Origin of the sequence: Chitinophaga sp. 22620 (assembly GCF_052044405.1) — a bacterium.
Taxonomy (GTDB): domain Bacteria; phylum Bacteroidota; class Bacteroidia; order Chitinophagales; family Chitinophagaceae; genus Chitinophaga.
The window spans coordinates 903,272-924,898 of sequence record NZ_JBQEMV010000001.1 but is presented as its reverse complement, the minus strand read 5'-3'; the positions used below and the strand labels follow the sequence as shown (position 1 = coordinate 924,898).

The window sequence follows — 21,627 nt, the reverse complement described above, 5'->3', positions numbered from 1 at the left end:
TATAAAAATCCAATATATTTGGCGAAAGAAAAACACCAGAACAACACCATGAAACTTGTTACTTATATCCGGGAAGATGTGGACCAGCTGGCCCTTCTCGTAAACGGCCAGCTTTACAACATGCAGGATCTGCATCCCGGTCTTCCTTCTACCATGAACATGTTCCTCCAGTGGTGGGAAGATGTGATAGGCATTGCGCAGGCTATCGACGAGCAGCTGAAGTCCGGCAAAAGCCCGCGCGCCAATGTTCATGGCGTGCCTTATGAGGCGGTGCAGCTGCTGGCTCCCGTGCCTTTCCCCTCAAGCTGCCGCGACGGTTACGCATTCCGCCAGCACGTGGCGGCCGCGCGCAGGAACCGTAAGGTGGATATGATCCCTGAATTTGACCAGTACCCGATATTTTATTTCACCAACCATAACGCCATCCAGGGCCCCGGCGATATTATGTGCATGCCGGATCATTTCCAGAACCTGGACTTTGAGCTGGAAGCCGCCGTGGTGATCTGCAAGCGCGGCAGGAACATTACCGCGGCCGAAGCGGATGAATATATCGGCGGGTATATGATCATGAACGACATGAGCGCCCGCCTGCTGCAAATGGAAGAAATGAAGCTCAACCTCGGCCCCGCCAAAGGAAAAGACTTCTCTACCGTGATAGGCCCCATGCTCGTAACGCCCGACGAGCTGGAGCCTTACCGCATCCCCGCGAAGGAAGGCCATACCGGTAACAATTATAACCTGAGCATGAAGTGCTGGGTGAACGGCACGCAGGTGAGCGAGGGCAATATGGGCGATATGGACTGGACCTTTGCCGAGATCGTAGAACGTTGCGCTTACGGGGCGGACATCCTGCCCGGAGACGTCATCGGCAGCGGCACGGTTGGCACCGGCTGCTTCCTGGAGCTGAACGGCACCGGCAAGCTGAACGATCCCAACTACACCCCTCAATGGCTGCAGGCAGGCGACCTGGTGGAAATGGAAATTGAAGGGCTGGGCAGGCTGGTAAACAGGATCGTTGCGGAAGATTCGGATTTCTCTATACTCGCCCAGAAAAAGAACGTATGATAAAAGTGACACCCGGCGAAGTGAAAACCGCGCAGCTGCATGCATACCTGCTGGGTGCGGTGGCGCCGCGCCCGATCTGTTTTGCCAGCACCATGGATGCGGAAGGCCAGCCCAACCTGAGCCCTTTCAGCTTCTTCAACGTATTCGGTTCCAACCCGCCCACGCTGGTGTTTTCGCCCTCCCGGCGCGTGCGCGACAATACCATCAAACACACGCTCGAAAATATTTACGCCACCCGTGAAGTGGTGATCAACGTGGTGAGCTACGCTATGGTGCAGCAGGCCTCGCTTTCCAGCTGCGAGTTCCCGAAAGGCGTGAGTGAATTTGAGAAGTCGGGCTTTACGCCGGTGGCTTCCGAAAAAATAAAACCTTTCCGGGTACAGGAAAGCCCCGTGCAGATGGAATGCGTGGTAAGGGATATCATTGAAACCGGCCAGGGCGGCGGCGCGGGTAACCTCGTGATATGCGAGCCTGTATTACTCCACATCAACGAAAATATCCTCGACGCCAGCGGGAAGATAGACCCGCAGAAAATAGACCTCGTGGCAAGGATGGGCGCCGACTATTATTGCCGCGCCTCCGGCGATGCCGTATTTGAAGTGGAGAAACCCAACCTGAAGATCGGCATAGGCGTAGACGCGTTGCCCCCGGGCATCCGCAACAGCCACATCCTTACCGGCAACAACCTGGGCCAACTGGGCAACGTGAGCGAGCTGCCGGCGATAGACGCCACATTCAACGATGATCATCTGAAGAATATCATTCAATATTACAGCATCAATCCTGATGAAATGGAGAAAGAATTGCACAGCTACGCAAAGCAGCTGCTGGCGCAGAATAAAGTGAGCGAAGCCTGGCAGGTGCTGCTGGCGGGGAACTAAGCGTTGGCGTGGGCTTTCAGCCTGAAACAAACGATCGCCTGCGCAAGGTTCCAGCTGCTGACGGAGAGAAATGCAAGATTGAACCGATGCGCGGGTGTGTTATACGGCAACACTACCAGTGTGGGAGTATACCCCCCCACGCCACGTTGATACATCAGGCAGGCGTCTTCCACCTCTTTCCACGGAAAATGCTGCCCCTTCGCCGTGATGCCAGTTTCATCGATACGCAGGGTGAAGTTCAGGCGCTTGCTGAAAAGGTAATATCCTATCCCGGTAATGACGATCGGCGACAGTATCAAAGCCGGCATCAATGCTTTTATCAGGGTAGCGCCGCAGAGCAATAAGATCATCGGAACCAACAGCCAGCCTGTGATCAGCGCTGCTGTCCACATAATACTTTTGTAGCGGGAGTTGAGTATGACCGGCGCATCACATTCCCAGGTGACCATCTTATGCAGAAAATAATCCAGTGTAAAGATGCGGGGAACGTTGCCGTTCAGCCGGTCCCACCAGCCGGTACGGGCTTTTTCCTCTGCCGTGAATATTTCTATGCGTGTCATGTGAGGATATTCGTTCAATTTACGACAAAAAAAGGCCGCTCCCGGTGGGAAGCAGCCTATAATCAGTGATAAATTCCATATTGATCAGCTCTTTCCGCCGAACACTTTCTTCAGCAGCTCCGTCGTTCTCGCGCCGGGGTTCTGGCGGATGGCCAGCTCTTCCTTCGCGATCTGGTCGAACAGGGCTTTGACCGCCTTTTCGGTCACATACCCTTTCAGGTCGGGGTTCACTTTGTTGAAAGCGATGGGCAGCTCGTTGTATTTTGTTACGATAGAGCTGTAATATTTCGTAGCGGAGGTCCGGTTCAGCGCACTGTCTATCACCGGCGAAAATGCAGCCGTAAGCGATTCCGTGGTTTTGGACTGGAAATAATCCGTGGCGGAACGCTGGCCGCCCCTCAGCAGGTTGAGCGCATCAGTGATGGTCATCTGCTTGATCGCATTTACAAAGATCGGCTTGGCAAAACCAACGGCTTCCTCGGCCGCGCGGTTGATCTGCAGGATGGCTTTGTCCACCTCGCCGCCCAGGCCAATGCTGCGTAGCGTTTTTTCCGCCTTCAGCGCATCCGGCGGCAACAGCACTTTGTAGAGATCGTTGCCAAAAAAGCCGTTCTCTTTGTTGAGCAGTGAAATGCCCGCGCTCACGCCTTTCTCCAGCGCTTCCTTAATACCCATGCCGGCTTCCCCTTCGGTTACAGAGCCCGTGCTGGTACCGGTACTGCCGGACTTTAAAATACCGGAGGCTTTTTTAAGTATCTGCGCCTCTGATGAAATACTAAGGCACAATACGCCCGCCGCCAATAGCAATGTTCTTTTTAGCATAGCTTCTAAATTGATATAGGTGTTATTCGTGAATGGAAAGCAAAGGCACATTCGTCTGGAACGCGATCCTGGATGTATGCCCCCGTTTGAATATGCTGTCAAATAAACCATGCTTTTTCGGGATGATCAGCAACAGGTCCGCATACTGTTCTTCCGCAAACTCCGTCACCGCGTCCGCGATGTTGGGCCGGTCTATAAAATGATACTGCGGGTTGTAATTATGCAGCATGTTATCCAGCTCCTGGTTCTCTTCAGGGTGGATATGTTCTTTCCCTTCTTTCTGGATGTTCACCACGTGCAGTTCCGGCTTGAATTCATCCAGTATCCTGAACAGCGGCTCCTTGCGGGTGGTTTTGGCCACTTTGCGGAGGTCGCAGGCGAACACGATCTTGCGGATAGGCCTGAAGCTGGCCCCGGTGGGCACTACGATCACGGGGTAGGCGGAGGTTTTCACCACGTCTACCGTGTTGGAACCTACCAGTATCTCTTCCAGCTGGCTTCCGCCGGTGATGCCCATCACGATGATGTCCGCCAGTTCTTCGCGGCATACCTGGTCTATATTCGCCGCGAGAAGATGGTTATCGGCCCGCACATCCAGCCGGACACCGCTGGGCACCAGGGGCGCCAGCTCTGTTTGCATCCTGCGGAGGCCTTCCAGGCTTGAATCCCGGAGGTCTTCCATATTCACCATAGGCACGGCGGTAGGGAGGTCGGGGATGGGAACGATGAGCTCGTAAGCATGATAAAGGATCACCCTGGTTGCGCCCGTATGCCCTGCCAGCCCGATGGCATAACGGGCGGCGTTGTATGCTGTTTCAGAAAAATCCGTTGGTACGATGATGGTTTTCATGCCGGGAGGTTTTATAATCCTAAAGTTACGCAATAACCGCACCAATCGTTGTTAGAAAGTCATAAATAAATTATAAAAACAAGCCATACGCTGTGTTGCAGCCCACATGAGCAAATCCGCCCGAAAACCTCTATTTTTGCGTTCCAATATACGGGGAGTGTATGCATTCCCTTTAAAACCAGTATTTATCACGAAAATGAGCGTAACTACCCAACAACAGCTCTCGGAGCAGGAGATCATCCGCCGGGAAAAGCTGAAAGAACTGCAAAGCCTGGGCATAGACCCGTACCCGGCGCCTGAATATCCCGTGAATGCATATTCAACGGATATCAAGGCCGGCTACTCAGAAGAAACGAAAGACCAGTACCAGGACGTATGCCTGGCAGGCCGTATCATGAGCACCAGAGACATGGGCAAGGCTAACTTTGCCGTATTGCAGGACAGTAAGGGTAGGATCCAGCTTTATATAAAACGGGACGACATCTGCCCCGGCGAGGATAAGACCCTCTACGACCAGGTGTGGAAAAAGCTGACGGACATCGGCGATTTCATCGGCGTGAAAGGATTTGCTTTCATTACCAAAACCGGCGAAACCTCCGTTCACGTTAAAGAACTCACTATTCTTGCCAAAGCGCTCCGCCCCCTGCCGGTGGTAAAGGAAAAAGAAGGCGAGACCTTCGACGCCGTGACCGATCCTGAGTTCAAGTACCGCCAGCGGTATGCGGACCTGGTGATCAACCCGCAGCTAAAAGAAGTATTCATCAAACGCACCCGCCTGATGCAGACCATGCGGGACTTTTATAATGGCCTGGGATACCTGGAGGTGGAAACGCCCATCCTGCAGGCCATTCCCGGCGGAGCCGCCGCGCGCCCGTTCATCACGCATCACAATGCGCTGGACATGCCGCTGTACCTCCGCATCGCCAACGAGCTGTACCTGAAAAGGCTGATCGTAGGCGGGTTTGAAGGCGTGTACGAATTCGCGAAAGACTTCCGTAACGAGGGCATGGACCGTACCCACAACCCTGAGTTCACCGTGATGGAAATGTACGCCGCCTACAAGGACTATAACTGGATGATGGATACCACCGAAGCCCTGCTCGAAAAAGTGGCCATCAACGTAAACGGTTCCACCAAGGTGACCGCGGGCGACAAAGAGATCGATTTCAAAGCGCCGTACCGCCGCGTGAGCATGTTCGACGCCATTAAGGAACATACCGGCTTCGACATTTCCGGAATGGACGAAGCCGCGCTGCGCGATGTATGCAAGCAGCTGAACATTCACGTGGAAGCCAGCTCCGGCAAGGGTAAGCTGATAGACGAGATATTCGGTGAAAAGTGCGAGCATCATTACGTGCAACCCACTTTCATCATCGATTACCCCGTGGAAATGAGCCCGCTGACCAAAAAACACCGCAGCAAAACCGGCGTGGTAGAGCGTTTTGAGCTGATCGTGAACGGCAAGGAGATCGCGAACGCTTATTCAGAGCTGAACGATCCCATCGACCAGCGGCAGCGGTTTGAAGACCAGGTGGAGCTGATGGCCCGCGGCGACGACGAGGCCATGTACATCGACCAGGACTTCCTGCGGGCGCTGGAATATGGCATGCCGCCCACTTCCGGTATTGGTATCGGGATAGACCGGCTCACCATGCTGATGACGAACCAGCCGAGCATCCAGGACGTGCTTTTCTTCCCGCAGATGCGGCCGGAAAAGCCGGTGATAGCGGATTAACCGGCTTACAATCAATATTTTCAGAGAGGCGTTCCGGGTACCGGGGCGCCTTTTTTTATGGGCCGGGCGGGTTTACCTTTTGTGTATCTGTACGCAGCGTTTTAGTATGGCTCTGGTAGTGTTCCAGTAGTGTTCTGGTAGTAATACCGTAGTAGAACCGTAGTAAACCAATTTTAACATCCCGGAAGGCTGGGGCTGGCGGGATATTATCGCAGGCAATTTTAGGGCCGTATAAAAACAATCGGGGCAGTGAAAGAATTCACCGCCCCCTTTAATTTCGACCATATCCTATGAAAAACCAATCCGAATGTAATACCCTTTTAAGTCGCCCGCACACTGCATTTCACGGAACGCGGCTTTTGGCGTATAACCGGCATATTCCTTCGTGTATCCGGTAAAACCTTTGCCGCTGGTATATTTCATTGGCGAATTTGATATTTGATCTTTATTTTCGTTGCCCTGCGGCCGCAATACCCGCATATCATCAACCTGTTAATTATGAGAAGCATGTACAAATCTTTGCCGGTATGGATTACCGGGCTATCCCTGCTGGCCGCCATGCCGGCCGGGGCACAGGAAAAGAAGGAGCTGACCTTCGACCAGATCTTCACCCGTCCCGTATCTATCACAGAACCATTGCCGGTCGTAAAAGGCTGGGCCAACAAGGACCATTACATCGAATCCCGCAACGGGCAGGCATTGTCTGTAGACGTAAAGACCGGCAAAACCACATCCTATACGCCACCACCGGCCACCGGCGCCACCGTGAGCGTTAAAGGGAATGACGTGTATGTTCAGTATCCGGACGGGACAGAAGTGCGGGTTACCAGCGACGATGCCGTGGAAAAGAACCCCACCCTTTCGCCCGATGAAAAATATGTGGCCTTTACCCGCAACAACAACCTGTTTGCCGTGGAAGTGGCTACCAAAAAAGAGATCCAATATACTACCGACGGGTCGGACGTGATCTACAACGGCTGGGCTTCCTGGGTGTATTACGAGGAGATCCTCGGCCGCCCGAGCCGCTACCGCGCTTTCTGGTGGAGCCCGGACAGCAGGAAGATCGCTTTCATGCGCTTTGATGATACCAAAGTACCCGTGTTCCCGATCTACAGCGAAGTGGGCCAGCATGGCTTCCTCGAAAACACGCGTTACCCCAAGGCCGGCGACACCAATCCCGAAGTAAAACTGGCTGTAGTGCCCGTTACAGGCGGAAAGATCACCTGGGCAGACTTCAATGAAAAAGACGACCAGTATTTCGGCCAGCCCTTCTGGAGCCCCGATGGCAGCGCCCTTTGGGCCCAATGGATGCCGCGCGAGCAGAACAATCTCATCATCTATGCCATAGACCCGCAAACCGGCGCCAAAAAAGCGCTGTACAACGAAAAACAGAAAACATGGATAGACTGGTTCGCCGATATCTACTTCCTGCAGGGCAATAAAGGCTTTATCGTGAAAAGCGATATTTCCGGCTGGGACCATCTTTACCTGCACAATATGGACGGCAGCCTGAAGCAGCAGCTTACCACCGGCAACTGGCGCGTGCGTGAAATACTCCTGATCGATGAAAAGAAACAGGCCGTGTATTTCACCGCCCGCAAAGAGGCCACTACCCGCTTCGACCTGTATAAGGCAGACCTGAAAGGCGGCCAGCCGCAGCGCCTCACTTTCGGCGAATTTTCGCACGATGTGAAGCTGAGCCCCGGAGGTGATTATTTCATCACCACCTATAGCAACCTGAACACGCCTCCCCGCATGGCCCTGCTAAACGAAAAAGGCAAAGTGATCCGCGAGCTGGGCAACGCGCGCGGTGCTAACTTCGACAGCTACAAGCTGGCGCCCACCGAACTGAAAACCTACACCACCCGCGACGGGCTTACGCTGCCCCTTACCATCATCTGGCCGCTGAACATGGAGCCCGGCAAAAAATATCCTGTGCTGGTGAGCATCTACGGCGGACCGGACGCAGGCACCGTATACGATACCTGGCGGGGCAACCTGCCGTCGCAATGGTATGCGAAAGAAGGGCTCATCCAGGTGGCGATAGACAACCGCGCCGCCGGCCACCTTGGCAAAGCGGGCATGAACTACATCCACCGCCAGCTGGGCAAATATGAAATAGAAGATTATATGGACGCCGCCAAATGGCTGGGCACACAACCTGGTGTGGACGCCAGCCGCATGGGCATTACCGGCGGCAGCTTCGGCGGGTATATGAGCTGCATGGCGCTTACCTATGGCGCCAGCGTTTTCACCCACGGCCTCGCCAACTTTTCAGTAACGGACTGGCAGCTGTACGACAGCCACTACACCGAACGTTTTATGGACCTGCCGAAAGACAACGTGGAAGGATACAAGGTAACCTCCGTGCTTACCCATGCCAAACAATACAAAGGCCTGCTGCGCATCGTGCACGGCACTATGGACGACAACGTACACCTGCAGAACACTATCCAGCTGGTGAACCTTTTCCAGGACCTGGGCAAACACTTCGAGCTGATGGTATATCCCGGTGAGCGGCATGGCTGGGGCGGCGCCAAAGGAGCGCATTCCCGCAACGAAACCTACCGTTTCGTGTATACCAACCTGTTACAGAAACCTTTACCCCGGCTTTTCCAGGGCAGCAACTGATAAGCCTGTATACGGCAACAAAAAAGCCCCGGATCGGATCCGGGGCTTTTTTTTATAAGCAGTTTGATGACTTAGGGGCAAAAAAACAGGGCTGCAAGAATACAGCCCCGAAAAATTTTAACCATATCTTTATTGAAAAACCTGTTACAAATTTCCATAATTTAGAAGTATCCCCAATATCCAAACTAGCGAACGCTATATTTTTTCCTGTTAACGTATAGAAAACTGCTTTAAACGATCCGCGCAAGACCCGTTTCCCGCAAAGCCCGTGCTGGCACTGCGTATCATCCAACAGAAAATTATAATATGGAGAATATCGGGGAAGTAACGGCTGTAGGAGGTAAAGGGAATTAAAAAAGGCGGTAAGAATACCGCCTTTGTAATAATTTTAACCATATCCTATGAAAAACCTAAGTCAAAGATAAGGCGGGATATTTCCTTTGCAAGTCCATTTCCGTGAACGTAGCGTTTTAGTTCGTGAAGACCTGAAAAAGGTCTTTTTGCAAACGCATTAAGATTAAATTTAAATTAAATTATTTGCCACTATGCAATCCTATGGCCGTTTTTCACGGGGCGGTCCGGCTGCAGCAGCACTATTTCCTTATCGTCGCCTACAACACCCAGTACCAGGCATTCGGAGAAAAAATTGGCGATCTGTTTGACGGGGAAGTTCACCACTGCCACCACCTGCCTGCCGGCAAGCTCTTCAGGCCGATACAGGCGCGTGATCTGGGCGGACGAGCGTTTGATGCCCAGTTCCGGGCCAAAGTCTATTTTGAGCTGGTAAGCGGGATTGCGGGCCTTTTCAAAAGGGGCTGCTTCCAGGATGGTGCCTACCCTTATCTGCACCTTTTCGAAATCGTTCCAGGTGATTGTTTCCATGCTGATGATTTTAGGAAACGGAAATTAATGCGTTTGGGGAGAAAGTTACCGGGAAAAGGAGGAAAGCGGGATGTGGAAGGATGAATTCAAAATAAATGGCGGCGGGGAGAAAAAATATAGGGCGGTAAGAATACCGCCCTCAAATATTTTTAACCATATCCTATGAAAAACCAATGCAAAGATAGATGTGTGACTCATACCTGAAAATGGCTTTTCGTAAAAGAACGGTTTTGTCTCGTAAACGCATTAAATGAAGTACTGTTAACAACAAATTAACCACCCGCGCTTCACCCTGTTCCCATTTCTAATGAACGGGCACCCTGGGTGCGGTTCCCATGATCGTGTCTATTTCGTGCATCACTTCTTTTGTGAGTTTCGGGTACACTTCCAGGGCTTTCAGGTTCTCTTTCAGCTGCTCTTCTTTGGTAGCTCCCAGGATGGCGCTGCTTACGTTCGGATTGGCAATGCACCAGGCGATGCTCAATGTAGCCAGGCTGGTACCCAGCTGGTCCGCCACTGTTTGCAGGATGGCTACCCTTGCCAGGTTGTCTTCCAGCAGGTTGCGGTTGCGCAGCCATTCGTAGCCTTCCAGGCTCAGGCGGGAACCTTCGGGAACGCCTTTGTTGTATTTACCGGTAAGTATGCCGGAAGCCAGCGGGCTGAAAATGGTAGTGCCCAGGCCTTCGTTCCTGTAGATCTGCGCGTATTCCACTTCCACCTTTTCGCGGCGGAAGAGGTTGTATTCGGGCTGCTCTACCACGGGGCCGATCAGGTTGTATTGCCGGGCGATCATATGCGCGTGCATGATCTCGGCCGCCGTCCATTCGGATGTGCCCCAGTACAATATCTTCCCCTGCTGGATCAGGTTGGTCATGGTCCACACCACTTCTTCGATGGGCACATTCCTGTCCGGCCGGTGGCAATAGAAAAGGTCCAGGTAATCGAGCTGCATGCGCTGCAGGGCTTCGTGGCATGCCTCCACGAGATGTTTGCGGCTCAGGCCGGTCTGATTGGGTTTGTTATCGGCGCCTCTCCACCCGAAATAAGCTTTGCTGGATACGGTGTAGGAGGTACGGTCCCAGTTCTTCCGTTTCAAAACCCTTCCCATCATCTTCTCCGATTCGCCCAGCGCATATATTTCCGCGTTGTCAAAAAAGTTGATGCCGCTGTCGTACGCGAGGCCCATCAGCCGGTCGGACAGCGAGTCGTCTACCTGCCCGTGAAAGGTGACCCAGCTGCCGAACGACAGCACGCTGAGCTGTAAGCCTGATTTCCCTAATCTTCTGTATTCCATGATCATGTATTTAAAAGTGATGCATAAAAATAATAATACTTTGGCATGGTTGTTGACAAATATGAAGCAGGAAATTTTAGGTTAAAAAATAGGTTAAAGCAAAAGTAACCCGGTCAATAGACCGGGTTCTTTTGTTATAGCAAGTAGTGTTCTTTGTAATTAAAAAGAAAGGGTACTGTCAGGCGGGGCGAAGCTGCCGTAGCTGTTGACGAACTCGCTCCAGGAGAAATCCTGGTTGGCCCTGAAGCCCTGCCCGTAAAGGGTATCCCCCGTAGTCGACGAAAGCCGGCAAAAGCGGTCTGTGACGAACAGGTTGATCTTGGAATCCCAGCGAAGGTCTTTACAATCCAGCCGTTGCCCGGTACCGAAGCTGATGAACACCACGCTGTCGCGCAGGTAGATGTCGCTGGTACCGTTTGGATTTTCCAGCATCTGGCCGAAGTTGGAGGTGAGGATGCTTTCCTTGGTGAGGGAATCGGTGTAGAAGATCACCTGGAGGCCCTTCGGGAAGTCCGTATGCGGCGGGCTGCTGAGATGCCTTTCCATGTATGGCGCAGTGAGCACGCCTTTTACATGTGCCGTCTGGCTCATGATGGTCTCGATATCATATGCCTGCTCCACTTCCGCTTTACTGGCGTCGAATGCGCGCACGGCGTTGACGTCGTTTTCGCAGCTAATGAACACAAGGGCGGAAGCCAGGTATATAAAAAATCGTTTCAAGCGGTTGAATTAGTCGTATTTGGTTTTAATGAACCAACGGTCGCTGAGGGTGAAGCCAACGGTAACCCTGTAATAGGTCTCTTTCAGGCGCTCCTGGTTGCCGCGGGAGCCCACTTCAAAGGCGGCATTGATCAGCGTGAACTGGTTCACGGCCGGCATGATCCTCTTAACGGGGAAGCCCGCTCCGATGGAGAAGCCCCAGATGTTCATGTCTGCCGCACCCAATTTTACATAATCTTTTCCGAAAAAGCCGCCCATACGATAGGAAACCTTGTTCCAGTAACCGGTAAATGACTGTGCATTGGGCACAAACTGGCCGCCGATGTTAACCCTCCAGCTGTCCTGCGTGCTGTCTGGCGCGTCGTAGTTCCTGAAATTGCTCCATTTGGAAGTATTGTAGTCTATTCCGAAGGAAAACTTGTCTGCTTTCATGAACATGATACCCGCGCCGATGTTTTGCGGGTAGATCACGTTGCCCTTGTCGCCGCTGGTGTATTCGATGGTATCGCGGGTATCGTATTCGTCGGAGGAAGCGTCGTAGAAGAGGGTTTCTTTCATGGTTTCCCTGCGGGCGGTGAGCTTTTGCTCCAGGCTTCCGCTGAGGCCGAATGAAAGGCTGTAGTCTTTACCCAGCGGCACTACCTGCTGCAGGCCCACGTTGTAGAAGAAGCTGCCGTAGCTGGTCCTCCTGCTGCTGCGCGAGGGCAGGATGGTGGTTTCCGAAGGGTAGAGCACCTTGGTGCTGTTGGTCACATTGCCGAAGAGGTACCCGAAGTTCGCGCCGATGCTGAAGTTGCCGAAAGCGATACCGGTGCCTACATAGGCCTGGTAGATGCCGCCGTTGCCTTCAAACTGGTTTACGAGGGGAACTTTAAGGGTATCGAAGAAAGTTCTTTCCTCACTTTCTGCGATATTGTACGCTACGCGGGTCAGCGGCCGGAGGCCGATATTGAGGCCCCATTTTTTGCCCAGGGGCATCCCCAGCTGAAGATAAGCGAGGGTGCCGAAGCCGGACTGGGAGCTTGCGTCGGCAGTTGTCAGGCGGCGGACGCCGCCGTTCACGCCCACGTCGAAGGTTACCAGCTGCAGCCTCGAATAGCTGGCAGGGTTTACGTAGTTGACTGCCTGGGGACTGGCAAAAGCCTGGGCTACGCCTCCCATTCCAAGATTAACGGCGTTTTCCGAGCGGGAAAGCTCGCCTAATCCGAAGCGGGAGTAAGGTGTGTTATCCTGCGCGGCGGCGTTCCTTGCGGAAAGCACACAAATGCCAAGCAGGCAAAAGAAACTAGCTTTTGTCCAATACATTGAGTTCTACGATTGAATTTAAACCTTTATACATTAAATACGGGCTTGCAAATATCTTACTTTTAAGGCGGGAAGCAAAAAATTCCAAATTACCCCCTGTTAAAAGCACGTTAAAGTTCCGGTACCTGGCGGCATACGCGGCAATCATGCCGTCCACTTCAGCCAGGGCGCCCTGTTGCACGCCGCTGAGTATGCTCTGGCGGGTGTTGTAGCCGATAAAGGAATATTGCGTGCTGCCTTTCACCAGCGGCAGCTTGTCCGTGAACTCATGCAGGGCCCTGAAGCGCATGTCTATCCCGGGGCTGATGCCCCCGCCCAGGAATAACCCTGTTTTATGCACAAAATTGTAAGTAATAGCGCTGCCCGTGCCGATAATGAGGCTGTGCCTGCCCGGGAAGGTGGCCCAGGCGCCAGAGGCCAGCGCCATCCGGTCTACCCCCAGGGTCTCCGGCTTGTCGTATGCCAGCGTAACGGGCAAAGGGGTGGTATGCTGCAGCCTGATGAAAGGGCCATGCGCTTCCAGCAAGGCTTCGAGGGCGGGCGGATGGTCTACCACCGAAGAAAGGATGGAAGCGGCGGGAGCGTATTGCGCCAGCGCTGCCTTCACTTCACTCACCAGGCCTGATTCGGAAAAAAATAATTCCTGCTGCAACTCCCCGTTCTGCATAATGCCGCATTTCAGGCGGGAATTGCCCAGGTCCATACAAAAAATTGAACCGGTCATGGCGCCAAGTTAAAAATTATCCACGGATAAATTTTTGAAGTGCCCGTTGAGCTTCACGCGGTCTTTGAGGCGTTCCATTTCGTGCATGACGGGTATCACCTTCAGCAGGTGGCGTTTGAGGTATTCCAGGCGCTGCAGTTCCTGGAAAAGGTGGAGCATTTCATATTCTTCCTGGAGGGACAGCCCGGCATGATGGGCCAGGTCGTAGGAGCGCAGCACATCGTCTGCCTGCGGGAAACTTTTGCTGACCTGCAATATCTGGTGCAGCTCGCGGACCGCTCCCAGCACCTGTTTCTGGAGTTTGACGTTGCTGCGTTCCTGGTTGTCCGGGTAGGTCACGATGGCGCCGGCATAAAGTTTTTCGGGCACTTCGCGGATGATCTCCAGGATGCGGAACACTTTCAGCCCTTTTGTCCTGATGTCCAGCTCGCCGGTATCATACATTTTTTCCACGCGGGAAATTTCCACGAGGGTACCGTATTCATTCACTTTTTTATCGATCACCGCCGGTATGCCGAAAGGTTTGTTGTCCCGGATGCATTCGCTCACCAGTTGCTTGTACCTGGGTTCGAAAATGTGGAGGTTAAGATGTTCGCCCGGGTACACTACAATGCCTAAAGGAAAAATCGGGATGAAATTCGTCATAGTGCTAAAATACGTTATTTGGAAAAAAATTCCCGCTGCTGTTGGCGGGCGGGAGCGCTAAATTATTTTGTAGTTCCGGTAGTCCCAGAGCCTTACGCCGAAGCGTTTTTCCACCCAGTAGAGCAGCCTGCGTTTGACGTTCTTGAACTGTTTACGGCTGATGTCGTGCTCGAACTGCCAGTTCTTGCGGTTGATGCGGTCCTGCATCACCATGGGATGACCGCCGGTGAAACGTTCCAGGGAATCCACTTCTGAATAGTCGAACACCTCGGTGGAAGAGATGCGGGTCATAAGATGCTGGTTGTTGCCATGATAGAGGGAAGTGGAATTGATCCACTTGCGGGCCTGTTCTTCGGGGTTTTTCACCCAGCCGTAATGGTACATGTAAGCCTCTACGGGTTTCACGCGCAGCTTGCGGTTATTCAGCCGGAAGCCCTGCGCATCGCGGTAGGAGCGGATGCCGGGGTTATAGCGGATCACTCTTATCTCATGATTGTACCAGATCCGGGAATCGCCCACATAATCATAGCTGCCGTAAAAATGATGGTACCTGAACAGCAGGCCCTCCACCCTGGCATCGCCGGCGTAACGTTCCATGGCGGCGCGGATGGCGGGGATATCGGATTCGTGCACTACCTCGTCAGCCTGTATGTAAAAAGCCCAGGTAGTGTCGCGGCTGATGTGTTGCAGCGCCTTATCTGTTTCTATCGCCAACACCCGCCCGCCGGCCCTGATGCTGTCGTCCCACTCGGAAAAAAAAATGCGGATCTTGGGGGAGCCGATGGATTGGATCAGTTCAAGCGTACCGTCGTTGCAGTTACCTACGCTTACGACCACTTCGTCGCACAGCGGAAGAATGGAACGTATAGCCTCCGTTACGGGATAATCGAACCTGACTGCATTTCGAACAAAAGTAAATCCGGTAACTTTCATGAACAGATAATAAGGTGCTGCAAAGATGTGAAAAATCATCGATACATTTGCCCTATGTCTGCGCCGTTACTAGAACGCCTGCTGAAAGGCGATACCAGGGCCCTGGCACGTTGCATCTCACTGGTGGAGAATGAAGCGCCGGGTTATGAGCAGTTGCTGGAATCGCTGCCTGCAAACGGCCACACCCGCGTTACCGGCATCACCGGCCCTCCCGGCGCCGGCAAAAGCACCCTCGTGAATGCCCTCATTACTGAATTGTTAAACCGCGATCAGCGGATCGCCATCATCGCAGTAGATCCTTCGTCTCCATTCAATTTCGGCGCTTTGCTGGGCGACCGCATCCGCATGAGCGAACATTTTTCAGACCCGCGCGTGTTCATCCGCTCCATGGCCAGCCGCGGCGCCCTGGGCGGCCTCAGCCCGAAGATCATGGAAGTGAGCGACCTCATCAGGGCGGCCGGTTTCGATTACCTGTTCATCGAAACAGTGGGCGTGGGGCAGAGCGAAGTGGAGATCGCGGGCATCGCCGATACCACCGTGGTGGTGGTAGTGCCTGAGGCCGGCGATGAAATACAGACCATGAAAGCGGGCCTGATGGAAATTGCGGACATCTTCGCGGTGAATAAAGCAGACCGCCCGAAGGCGGATGAATTTGTTCGCAACCTGCGGCTGCTGGCCCATTCCAAACGCAGCGACCAATGGGAAACCCCGGTGATCAAAACCGTCGCCATCAAACAGGAAGGCATCAGCGAACTGATCGCAGCGCTGGATGCGCACCGCAACCAGGTGCAGGGCAACCATCAACGCAGAGCGCTTTTGCTGGCTGAGAAGGCCTACCAGCTCATCCAGCACCGGCGTATGCAGCAGCTGAACAGGCAGGCCCTGCTGGCCGATGTGCAGCGGCAGATGAACGATCCGCAGTTCAACCTCTACCGTATCGTTCAGCAGTATAGCTGACAAATCCGTATCTTTGCCCGTCTAAACAAAAAGCCGCAGGAATGGTTACTATTACAAGAGTATTCCGTCTGTTCTTCACTTACGCCGTGTTCAATTACGGCGGCTGATCCTGCGCGCGCGATCCCGCACATTTTTATTGCATCATATTTTCTTTTACACTGAACAAATCATTTTGTTATGGCCTGGTTATTTTTAGTATTGGGCGGTCTTTTCGAGATCGGGTTCACTATTTCGCTGAAGTATTCGGAAAATTTCTCGAAGCTCTGGCCTTCCCTGAGTTTCGTGGTGTGCATTTCGCTGAGCTTTTTTTTGCTGAATAAAGCGATCAACCACGGATTGCCGATCGGTACCGCTTACGCGGTGTGGACGGGCATTGGCGCGGCAGGTACGGCCATTGCGGGGATCATTTTCTTCAAGGAGCCCGCGGCGGCCTGGCGCATTTTTTTCCTGGTGATGCTGATCGGTTCCATCATCGGGTTGAAATTTGTTTCGGAAGGGCATTAAGAGACGCAAACAGGCCCGGAACATATTTGTCCGGGCCTGTTACTGTATTTTTGAAAAAGGCGTTCTTTAAGCCTTGTATGCGATGATATTTTCTGTTTGCCCCACCTTCGGCATGTCTTCCTTCGTGCTCACCGGCCTTGTTACCATCGGTTTGTCTGTTTCCAGCAGGCCTGCGTTCAGCAGCGTGTAACCGTGTTTCTTCAGCAGGTCGAAAATGTCGTTGCGCATGCTCACCGGTATTTCCAGGAATATCTCGGCGATGATCACGGGATGATATTTTTCCAGTATCCTTTCCAGGGTGGTGAGCACGAAATAATCCAGCCCTTCCGTGTCTATCTTGATCAGGGAAAGTTTCGGCAGCCAGTCCTGGTACTCCTGTTCCAGGAAATTACCGAGATGCTTTCCTTTGATGGGTTCTTTCAGCTTGTATTTACCGTGTCGGTTATCGCTGAGGTCGGTGATGAGCCCGCCGTTGCTCATGGAAGCTTCCGAAGAGGCGTAGTAGAAATTCATATCCTTGTCTGCCGCGGCAAACTGCAGGGGAATGATGTTGGCTTTGCCTTTATTGAGCTTTGCATTTTCCTGCAATACGCTGAACACGTGCGGGTTGGGATCCAGCGCGAGCACTTTGCCGGTGCCGCCTGCGGCAATGGCCATAGCTACGGTGAGGTCCCCGATGTTCGCCCCGATGTCTATCGCCATGGAGCCTTCAGGGATATATTTTCGAAAAAAGTCCACTTCATGCTGGGTGATCACTTTGGGTTTCAGCAAGGGGTTCAGCCAGTTGGCAAACTCGATCTTTTCGTTGTTAGCCAGCTGAAAAGTATCGATCCGGGTACCGTATTGCTGAAACACGCGCCGTGCTTTCTTTCGCGCGAACGACGCTTTGAAATAGGATAAGATGGACATATGAACCTGGTTATTGTGCGCCAATATACTCTCATTTTGCAGAATTCTTACAACCGCCGGAGAAAAACGGCGGACAGCGCGTAAGACGCCAGCGTTGCCAACAGTATGGGAACGATGGCGGTGGGTTGACGTGAAATTTCAAGGGCAAATATCATCGCCATCAACGGCAGACGGGTAACTCCTCCCAGCAACGCCGCCACGCCCACTACCGCCGCCATCCGCGGATCCAGCGGGGTATCGCTGAAAATGGATTGCAGCCATAAGGCCGTGAGCAGCCCGTTTGCCGCGCCCGCCGCCATCAGCGGCGTGATGATACCGCCGGGAATACGCGCGCCCGCGGCGGCTATTACCGTGATCAGCTTATACAATCCAACATTCATCAGCAGCAACAGCGTTACATCTTTCATGAGCAGCACCTGTTGTGCAACACCCATGCCCGGCCCGAACAGCACGGGTTTGAGCCACACCATCACCCCGACCGTTATTGCGGCCGCAACGGAGAGAAAGCCGCCGCTTACCGCATTCAGCGCCTGCACTGCGCGTACCATCACCGCGGACATGATCCCCAGCAGCAAACCGAGTAAAGTATACACACCTGTGGCTTCGGGGCCGGGCCATTTCAACGGGCTGTATACCGGCATGCCGAACCATGCGTAATGCAGCGCGGCGCCTGTTAACGCGGCTGCCAGCACATAGCCTGACCTTCGCCGCGTGATCACGAAATATACCAGCGCAACAGCGGCCAGCGGCGTGCCGAACCAGGCTGCAATGCCCGACGCCAGGACGCTTACCATCACCACATCTTTTTCTGCTTCGGAGAAACTGCGGGGCAGCCGCAGTAATGCCGCCATTTTCAACAACGCGCCTTCCACGCCCAAAGGCATGCCTGTGATGCTGTAAACCAGTTGTGCAGCGAGTTTCGCCAGGAGGCCTTTTTTCCAAAGCTGCCATGCGGCGAAGGCGCCCGCCAATACAAGCGGCAGCAGCCAAATACCCGGAACAATATTTGTTGCAAACTTCTCCAGCATCAGAAATCCCTGCAAAAGCAAAAGTGCCGCAATACCAATGACCGCTGCCCAGAGTATTACATAGCACCACAGCACCCAAACTCGTTTGAGCGGCTGGTGGATATGCGCCGGGAAAGGCAGGTGATCTGCTACCGGCAAACCTTCACGATGAGCAAAAAATGCTGGCAGTTTCAAGAGGATGTTGTTTAGATTTTTATCCGTTAACGTGATAAATATAGCAAATAAAAAATATGCCAACCAGATTGTGTAAAAGGCTTAAGACTAACAGAAGAAAATACGCTGAAATGCTTGTACTAAAACAATTTTGCCGGTGCTGACCCGTTTGCAGTAAACACCATGAATGTGCTATGCATGCACGTCAAAAGTTTTGTACATTCGGCCCTTCCCGTGAAGACCTGTATTAGATAAAAACAAAAAAGGCATAAAAGGAACCATACTAAAACGATACAGTACTACTAAAAATGGCAAAGGAATCCACCTTTAATCCTGAGCATCAGGCCACCAATACAACCAGTAAAGTGGTGGCAGCGCTGGAAAGGCTGTCTGAAGCTTTCCGCGTGTTGCTCTGGCAGGAAGCCAAACAATACGGGATCAGTCCTATCCAGGTACAGATACTTACCTACCTCTTGCATTATCCGGAAAAACTGAAAACGGTAACCCACCTGGCTGCACATTTCAACATGACCAAAGCGACGGTGAGCGATGCGATCAAATCCATTGCCGCGAAGGGTTTTGTGAAAAGAAAAGACGACCTGGAAGACAGTCGCAGCCACTCGCTGCATCTTACGCGCGAAGGCAAAACCCTGGCCCGCAAAGTGGAGCTTTTCGCGGAGCCGATGGAAGCCGCCGTGCAAACTATTCCTCCCGAAAAGCAGGCCAACCTGCTGGAGCAATTGCTGGGCCTTATCCAGGAGCTGAACCAGCAACTGGTGATCACTCCGCAGCGGATGTGCTTCAACTGCCGGTTCTACGATAAAAAAGGGAAGCTGCATTACTGCAACCTGGTAAATGCTTTTCTGAAAGCGGGGGATCTGAGGGTGGATTGCCCGGAGTTCACTGCTCCGGCGGGAAGCTGACGCTTAATTCTCTTCCGTCACGCGCTGGCTTCTCCACCAGCGGTAACCCAGGAAAGCGCCGAGCGCCAGCGGTGTGAACGCCAGCATGAGGATACCGTTGTTCAGCCCTTTCGCGGGGCCTTCGCCCAGCTGTTGCGCAGTTTTGGTGCACAGCGAGCACTGGGCCAGCAGATCGCTGCCGGGAACCAGCAGCGCAACGATCATCAAGAGGAGAAATATCTTTTTCACAAACCGAAATTACAAGTTTTCCGTATTACGGCCACTGATCTATATCAGTTCCGCTCAATAATAGGGCTGGATCATGATGTACACGATCACGCCGGTAATAGCCACATAGAACCAGATCGGCCAGGTGATGCGGGCTATTTTGCGGTGGCGGGCGTTATCGTCCTGGAAGGCGCGCAGCAGGGAAAACAGTACCATGGGCACGATCACCACGGCCAGCACAATGTGCGTGAGCAGCAGGAAATAATACATATACCGGATGCCGCCAACAGCCGCTACCTCGGTAGCATCCACGATGCCGTTATGATCCATGTCGCCAAACTTCGTGCTTTCCGTCAGGAAGTGATAGGTAACGTAGGAAAGCAGGAAGATCACGGAGAGGCCCACGGCGGTAAGGTTGGCCCATTTGTGGGCTTTCCGGTGGCCGTTCTTGATAAAATACAGGCTGGCTACCAGCAGCACGGCGGTGGCAGAGTTGAGCACCGCGTGGAAAAAAGGCATCAGCTTCACATCAAATCCCACTTCCAGGTCCGGCTTGGGCAGCACAAAAAGAATGGCCACGGCCAGGGGTATTGCGATGGAAATAATGGCGATGGGTAAGTTCAGGTTCCTGTTCTTCAGATTCATCATTCACATTTTTAGTTGCCGGACGAAAACAGGCGTTTCAGCAATCCGGGCTTCTTTTTGTCTTTTGCTATATGCAATACGGCAATGTCGTTCACCATGCGGCGTACTTCGTTGCTGTCGAGGCCGTTGTAGTACCCGCGGATGTAGCGGTCTTTGTCTATCACCACGAACTTCTCCGTGTGAATAAAATCATCCGGCCCGCCGGTGCCTTCCAGCGCGTTCACAAAAAATTCGTGGCGGGCGAGGTCGTATATCTCTTTTTTACCGCCGGTAAGCAGCCACCAGTTCTTCGGATCGATGTTATGCTTGTCCGCGTATTTCTTCAGCGTCTGCACGGTATCGCGCGCGGGGTCTACCGTGAGGGAGATGATCTGGATGAGCGTATCGTTCTTGTTATACGTATCCTGCACGCGTTTTAGGTTCTTTATCAGGTTGGGGCAGATCACGGGGCAGCTGGTGAAAAAGAAGTTCACGATCAGTATCCTGTTTTCCGCGTTCTTAAGGTTCACCTGTTCGCCCAGCTGGTTGGTGAGGGTGAAGTTCTGCACCTGGTGAAATACGGTGTCGTAGGTGGTTTTCCCGTCTTTTACCACGGTATCCACTCTTTCTGCGATGAGGTAAGGCGGTACGTGCACCACGTTCTTACCGTAATGATCCACGATCAGGTACCCTGTTAAAGGCACCAGTATGGCCAATGCTACTCCGAGTAATGCTTTTCTGGAAATGGCGGTAAGTTTTAAGACGTTTTATAAAAGCAAAAATGTAAAAGTGATGCTACCGGCGTGGATGGAATCACTTTTACATTCTGCGTTTTAGTTATGCTAACCTGTTAATGATGCGCAGGTGCGTGTGCGGGCGCTTCCTTTTTCACCGGTGTGCCGGGGGAAAGGTCTTTCCGCATGTTCTTCCAGCTGTCGCCGTCCGCGAGGAACGCGATGATAAACCAAACGAACAGCAGGAGCGGGAACAGGATGGTCATGATCAGGTTCCTTACTTCATGGCCAAGGTGCATAAATTCGGCAACAATGAAAAATGCTTTCACGATGGTGAGGCCGATGAAGATGGAGTTCAGCAGCAGCTTGCCGGGGAAGCCGGTATACAGGTGCAGGAACGCCAGCCCTACTTCCACCATGGTTACAATCAGCAGGATCCAGAATGTTTTCCAGATGGATTTGATGGCTGCCTGCCTGTCGTTTGCGTTAGATGTATGCGCCATGTTTTCAGAATACTTTTCTCTTTATAAAAATTCGTTCA

At 52.9% G+C, this 21,627-nt stretch carries 24 protein-coding genes; 7 read left to right on the top strand and 17 right to left on the bottom strand.

Annotated features, from left to right (window positions below):
• Positions 1-18: 18 nt before the first annotated feature.
• Together ACTJIK_RS03960 and ACTJIK_RS03955 are read left to right on the top strand one after the other, a co-directional pair.
• Positions 19-1,065, top strand: a complete 1,047-nt coding sequence (locus ACTJIK_RS03960; RefSeq protein WP_440645016.1) for a fumarylacetoacetate hydrolase family protein — start codon at positions 19-21, stop codon at positions 1,063-1,065.
• Positions 1,062-1,946, top strand: a complete 885-nt coding sequence (locus tag ACTJIK_RS03955; protein WP_440645015.1) for a flavin reductase family protein — start codon at positions 1,062-1,064, stop codon at positions 1,944-1,946. The genes ACTJIK_RS03960 and ACTJIK_RS03955 overlap by 4 nt, the downstream gene beginning before the upstream one ends.
• Here the strand turns inward: ACTJIK_RS03955 and ACTJIK_RS03950 are convergent.
• The 3 genes from ACTJIK_RS03950 to ACTJIK_RS03940 form a co-directional block, all read right to left on the bottom strand.
• Positions 1,943-2,506 carry a hypothetical protein gene (locus ACTJIK_RS03950; RefSeq protein ID WP_440645013.1) on the bottom strand — a complete coding sequence of 188 codons (564 nt, stop codon included), beginning with the start codon at positions 2,504-2,506 and terminating at the stop codon, positions 1,943-1,945. The two genes, ACTJIK_RS03955 and ACTJIK_RS03950, sit on opposite strands and share 4 nt — an antisense overlap.
• 84 nt (positions 2,507-2,590) lie before the next feature.
• Positions 2,591-3,328 carry a DUF4197 domain-containing protein gene (locus tag ACTJIK_RS03945; RefSeq protein WP_440645012.1) on the bottom strand — a complete coding sequence of 246 codons (738 nt, stop codon included), beginning with the start codon at positions 3,326-3,328 and terminating at the stop codon, positions 2,591-2,593.
• A 22-nt stretch (positions 3,329-3,350) separates the two neighbouring features.
• Entirely contained in the window at positions 3,351-4,178 is an 828-nt protein-coding gene (locus tag ACTJIK_RS03940) for a universal stress protein (RefSeq protein ID WP_440645011.1), read from the bottom strand.
• Positions 4,179-4,374: 196 nt separating this feature from the next.
• On the opposite strand from ACTJIK_RS03940, the gene lysS reads away from it, so the two are divergent.
• Positions 4,375-5,913: a lysine--tRNA ligase gene (lysS, locus tag ACTJIK_RS03935; protein WP_440645009.1), complete on the top strand. Its 1,539-nt coding sequence runs from the start codon at positions 4,375-4,377 to the stop codon at positions 5,911-5,913.
• Positions 5,914-6,201: 288 nt separating this feature from the next.
• Here the strand turns inward: lysS and ACTJIK_RS03930 are convergent, their stop codons facing one another.
• Complete coding sequence (locus ACTJIK_RS03930) at positions 6,202-6,336, bottom strand: hypothetical protein (protein ID WP_440645008.1); 135 nt, start codon at positions 6,334-6,336, stop codon at positions 6,202-6,204.
• Between the two features lie 84 nt (positions 6,337-6,420).
• Between ACTJIK_RS03930 and ACTJIK_RS03925 the strand changes: the two genes are divergently transcribed.
• Positions 6,421-8,544, top strand: a complete 2,124-nt coding sequence (locus ACTJIK_RS03925) for a S9 family peptidase (RefSeq protein WP_440645007.1) — start codon at positions 6,421-6,423, stop codon at positions 8,542-8,544.
• 543 nt (positions 8,545-9,087) lie between these two features.
• Here the strand turns inward: ACTJIK_RS03925 and ACTJIK_RS03920 are convergent.
• From ACTJIK_RS03920 to ACTJIK_RS03890, 7 genes are all read right to left on the bottom strand, one after another.
• Entirely contained in the window at positions 9,088-9,426 is a 339-nt protein-coding gene (locus ACTJIK_RS03920; protein ID WP_440645006.1) for a tRNA-binding protein, read from the bottom strand.
• 304 nt (positions 9,427-9,730) lie between these two features.
• Positions 9,731-10,720 (bottom strand): potassium channel beta subunit family protein, encoded by a 990-nt coding sequence (locus ACTJIK_RS03915; protein ID WP_440645005.1) that lies wholly within the window; start codon positions 10,718-10,720, stop codon positions 9,731-9,733.
• Between the two features lie 159 nt (positions 10,721-10,879).
• Positions 10,880-11,440 carry a hypothetical protein gene (locus tag ACTJIK_RS03910; RefSeq protein ID WP_440645004.1) on the bottom strand — a complete coding sequence of 187 codons (561 nt, stop codon included), beginning with the start codon at positions 11,438-11,440 and terminating at the stop codon, positions 10,880-10,882.
• Positions 11,441-11,449: 9 nt separating this feature from the next.
• Positions 11,450-12,745 carry a hypothetical protein gene (locus ACTJIK_RS03905; RefSeq protein ID WP_440645003.1) on the bottom strand — a complete coding sequence of 432 codons (1,296 nt, stop codon included), beginning with the start codon at positions 12,743-12,745 and terminating at the stop codon, positions 11,450-11,452.
• Positions 12,726-13,469: a type III pantothenate kinase gene (locus tag ACTJIK_RS03900; RefSeq protein ID WP_440645002.1), complete on the bottom strand. Its 744-nt coding sequence runs from the start codon at positions 13,467-13,469 to the stop codon at positions 12,726-12,728. Before ACTJIK_RS03900 ends, ACTJIK_RS03905 begins: the two co-directional genes overlap by 20 nt.
• A gap of 9 nt (positions 13,470-13,478) precedes the next feature.
• Positions 13,479-14,114: an LON peptidase substrate-binding domain-containing protein gene (locus ACTJIK_RS03895; RefSeq protein WP_440645001.1), complete on the bottom strand. Its 636-nt coding sequence runs from the start codon at positions 14,112-14,114 to the stop codon at positions 13,479-13,481.
• Positions 14,115-14,171: 57 nt separating this feature from the next.
• Positions 14,172-15,047, bottom strand: a complete 876-nt coding sequence (locus tag ACTJIK_RS03890) for a glycosyltransferase family 2 protein (protein ID WP_440645000.1) — start codon at positions 15,045-15,047, stop codon at positions 14,172-14,174.
• 54 nt (positions 15,048-15,101) lie between these two features.
• On the opposite strand from ACTJIK_RS03890, the gene meaB reads away from it, so the two are divergent.
• Positions 15,102-16,004, top strand: a complete 903-nt coding sequence (gene meaB, locus ACTJIK_RS03885) for a methylmalonyl Co-A mutase-associated GTPase MeaB (RefSeq protein WP_440644999.1) — start codon at positions 15,102-15,104, stop codon at positions 16,002-16,004.
• 177 nt (positions 16,005-16,181) lie between these two features.
• Entirely contained in the window at positions 16,182-16,508 is a 327-nt protein-coding gene (locus ACTJIK_RS03880; protein ID WP_346316783.1) for a DMT family transporter, read from the top strand.
• Positions 16,509-16,574: 66 nt separating this feature from the next.
• Here ACTJIK_RS03880 and ACTJIK_RS03875 read toward each other — a convergent pair whose 3' ends face one another.
• The gene (locus tag ACTJIK_RS03875; RefSeq protein WP_440644998.1) at positions 16,575-17,417 is read right to left on the bottom strand and encodes an FkbM family methyltransferase; all 843 of its coding nucleotides are present in this window, start codon (positions 17,415-17,417) and stop codon (positions 16,575-16,577) included.
• A gap of 47 nt (positions 17,418-17,464) precedes the next feature.
• On the bottom strand, positions 17,465-18,619 hold the full coding sequence (locus tag ACTJIK_RS03870; RefSeq protein ID WP_440644997.1) for a chloride channel protein: 1,155 nt from the start codon (positions 18,617-18,619) through the stop codon (positions 17,465-17,467).
• Between the two features lie 287 nt (positions 18,620-18,906).
• Here ACTJIK_RS03870 and ACTJIK_RS03865 point away from each other — a divergent pair, with 287 nt between their 5' ends.
• Positions 18,907-19,521 (top strand): MarR family winged helix-turn-helix transcriptional regulator, encoded by a 615-nt coding sequence (locus ACTJIK_RS03865; RefSeq protein WP_440644996.1) that lies wholly within the window; start codon positions 18,907-18,909, stop codon positions 19,519-19,521.
• A 3-nt stretch (positions 19,522-19,524) separates the two neighbouring features.
• On the opposite strand, the gene ACTJIK_RS03860 is transcribed toward ACTJIK_RS03865, so the two are convergent.
• The 4 genes from ACTJIK_RS03860 to ACTJIK_RS03845 form a co-directional block, all read right to left on the bottom strand.
• Complete coding sequence (locus ACTJIK_RS03860) at positions 19,525-19,749, bottom strand: hypothetical protein (protein WP_440644995.1); 225 nt, start codon at positions 19,747-19,749, stop codon at positions 19,525-19,527.
• A 54-nt stretch (positions 19,750-19,803) separates the two neighbouring features.
• Complete coding sequence (locus ACTJIK_RS03855; protein ID WP_440644994.1) at positions 19,804-20,376, bottom strand: DUF420 domain-containing protein; 573 nt, start codon at positions 20,374-20,376, stop codon at positions 19,804-19,806.
• Between the two features lie 8 nt (positions 20,377-20,384).
• Positions 20,385-21,068, bottom strand: a complete 684-nt coding sequence (locus ACTJIK_RS03850) for an SCO family protein (protein WP_440644993.1) — start codon at positions 21,066-21,068, stop codon at positions 20,385-20,387.
• Positions 21,069-21,202: 134 nt separating this feature from the next.
• Positions 21,203-21,589 (bottom strand): cytochrome C oxidase subunit IV family protein, encoded by a 387-nt coding sequence (locus ACTJIK_RS03845; RefSeq protein ID WP_440644992.1) that lies wholly within the window; start codon positions 21,587-21,589, stop codon positions 21,203-21,205.
• Positions 21,590-21,627 lie beyond the last annotated feature (38 nt).